General features: G+C 40.1%; 3 protein-coding genes. All 3 read left to right on the top strand.

Going from position 1 to position 2,812, the window contains the following annotated elements:
* Window positions 1-382 precede the first annotated feature (382 nt).
* Window positions 383-1,228: a phospholipase gene (locus GNF10_RS36260; RefSeq protein ID WP_311774268.1), complete on the top strand. Its 846-nt coding sequence runs from the start codon at window positions 383-385 to the stop codon at window positions 1,226-1,228.
* A gap of 13 nt (window positions 1,229-1,241) precedes the next feature.
* Window positions 1,242-1,373 carry a hypothetical protein gene (locus GNF10_RS39160; protein WP_260446214.1) on the top strand — a complete coding sequence of 44 codons (132 nt, stop codon included), beginning with the start codon at window positions 1,242-1,244 and terminating at the stop codon, window positions 1,371-1,373.
* A 132-nt stretch (window positions 1,374-1,505) separates the two neighbouring features.
* Window positions 1,506-2,324, top strand: a complete 819-nt coding sequence (locus GNF10_RS36255) for an SDR family oxidoreductase (RefSeq protein WP_185583705.1) — start codon at window positions 1,506-1,508, stop codon at window positions 2,322-2,324.
* The last annotated feature ends 488 nt before the right edge of the window (window positions 2,325-2,812 follow it).

Here is a 2,812-nt window from a genome sequence, read left to right as displayed (position 1 = left end):
ACTAAAGATAGAGTTAACTATAAATCATAAAATATATATTATAAAAATCACCAACTAACACTTTTAATAAATCAGTACATATAGTTAATACATAATTATGAATTCTAATGATATCCATATTAGAAACCTATCCCAGTATAAAGTGGGGTATAATCTTCACCTTGGGAGTGGCAGTATTAGCTAGCTATGCTATAAACACCTACTACTCGACGTGAAAACAGGCAGTTATCGAGCAGGGGAAGCAGAGGAAGAAAAGAACTTGATTTTATTAGCCTAAACCCAGCAAAGTTTTAGAATCTTTCTCTCTGTGTTCTCTGTGCCTCTGCGGTTCGTTTTAAATCCCCCATTGTAGTGTCAGTTAATGCTAATTGAGGCGATCGCAGTGACACAAAACAACAATCCCCCTGACTGGACACGACGGCAACTACTCCAGTTCGGGCTACCAGGAATGATTTTACCACTCGCTGCCTCTCAACTATCCAATTGCCAAAATCGGAACTTATTAGTTATGGAAAGCTCAAAGCAAGTTGATTCTAGAGCTACTGAAGGGCGATTGTTGTCCCGTCCAACTCACCCCACAACAACCGCTTTGGCCGGATTACACCCACTAGGGCTAGATGGGCAGCGAGATGGTTTTGTCTATGTACCTGAAACCTATCGAGCAGATCAGCCCGCTTCCCTGGTGTTGATATTGCATGGAGCTGGAGGCGATGCAGAGGGTGCTATAAAAATCCTCCATCATCTGGCAATTCGCTTTGGGACAATTCTGTTGGCAGTAGACTCACGCCAAAAAACTTGGGACATTATTCGGGGTGGCTATGGTCCTGATATTGCTTTTATCGATCGGGCATTAGCACAAACTTTCAATCATTATGCGATCGCTCCGAACCAAGTAGCGATCGCTGGTTTCTCAGATGGTGCTTCCTACGCCCTTTCGGTTGGCATTACCAATGGCGATCTGTTTAACCACATTATTGGTTTTTCACCCGGATTCATGGCTCCTGCTAGACAATCCGGGAAACCGCGTCTGTTCATCTCTCATGGGAAGTTCGATACGGTGTTACCGATAGAACGGTGCCGCCGCCGGATTGTGCAGCAGTTAAAACAAGCAGGCTATGACCTAGAATACCGTGAATTCAACGGGTTGCACACAGTTCCGACTGCGATCGCCAAAACAGCTATGGAGTGGTTTACTCAATCAGCACCGGATAAAGTGTTTCATTCGTGACATCAAATTTACTATGAAAACTGACCCAGCGATCGCTATCGATTCCAATCCTCCGAAAGTGGAGCCTCAAAAAAATAGATGGGGAACTATTGGCATACTCTTATTTTTAGTAATTTTTGTTAGCTTCTTCGCCTACAGACCATAATTTGTTTTAGGTAAAACTTAACAAGGCCGCCACGCCAACGCATTAACAATGCAAGAGGATTTCAAGTTTTGGCTACCTCAAGTACCATTTTTAAAACAACCTCTAAGACGCACAAGAAAAAGCAAATTAATTATGACAAATACAGTAATTATTACAGGCGCATCGCAAGGAATTGGCAAAGCTACAGCATTATTATTTGCCCATCACAACTATAATGTTGTGTTGGCAGCTCGTCAATTTGACCGTTTAGAAGCTACTGCTGCACAGATACGGGAACTTGGACAAGAAGCGATCGCTATTTCTTGCGATGTGAAAGATCCTTTACAAGTAAACAATCTGATCCAGAAGGGAATAGATCATTTTGGTAACATAGACGTATTAATTAATAATGCAGGTATCTTTTGCTTAGGGCCCGTTGAGGATTTTAGCTTAGATGATTGGCATCAGATAATTGATACTAATTTGTGGGGCTACATCCATACTATTAATGCCATCCTGCCCCATTTCTTAGAACGTCGCAAAGGAACCATTGTTAACGTCAGTTCTATTGGTGGTATAGAACCGATTCCTTATCACATTCCTTACACAACCACTAAGTACGCCATAACTGGGTTGACAAAATCACTACATGCAGAGTTATCACCTAAAGGCATTCATGTTAGCGGAATTTATCCTAGTTTTATCAGTACTCAACTGATGGAGCGAGCAATATTTCGCGGTAAAGACGAAGAAACTGCTCAGGCGCGTTCTGAGTTGGTAGGTAAAGCAATTAAAGCTCCTGTACTAGAAAAGCCTGAAGATGTAGCAAAATCAATTTGGAAAGCATTAAAGAATCAGCGTTCTGATGTCATGGTAGGTACAACAAACTTTTGGCAAGCAATTTATCATTTATCTCCTAGTCTGATGAAGTCACTTTTCCGACGCGCTTTCGATATGGAAGAACGTAAATGATATTTTTCTTGTAAGTTTACAATAATGCCAGAGTCGAGATCAAGGAGACGAAAATCTAAGAGTTGATACAGTGATAGGATATCGAGCATGGGCTGAAGAGTAGTTTTTGAGTTGTCATTGTGAGAAACAATAACTCTACTACCTCAGATATCTCTGTTCATACTCTTTTTTTTGGCGGAGGTATTGAGTCAAAGCAAAGCCTTGATAGTTTTTGGAGATGTCTAATACAACGATCGCTAAAAATCGTAACCAAGTTGGAGGGGGAACCAATCTATGCGTTACTTGTGGGTCATATACTAGCTTATTAGTATATGATTACCCTAAAAAATTTTATTATGGCTTTATCTCTATACGAAAAAATATATTTTATTTAAGATAAATTAAATTTTATTGCTGAGTGATTTGAATAGAATCACAATTCAAGTATATGATTGCATCACAGATGCAATTATATTTTGTAATACGCTAAACTTTGCCTAGTTTTATTC

Source organism: Nostoc sp. UCD121 (assembly GCF_014222285.1).
GTDB lineage: Bacteria > Cyanobacteriota > Cyanobacteriia > Cyanobacteriales > Nostocaceae > Nostoc.
This window is presented reverse-complemented; position numbering and strand designations above follow the sequence as displayed.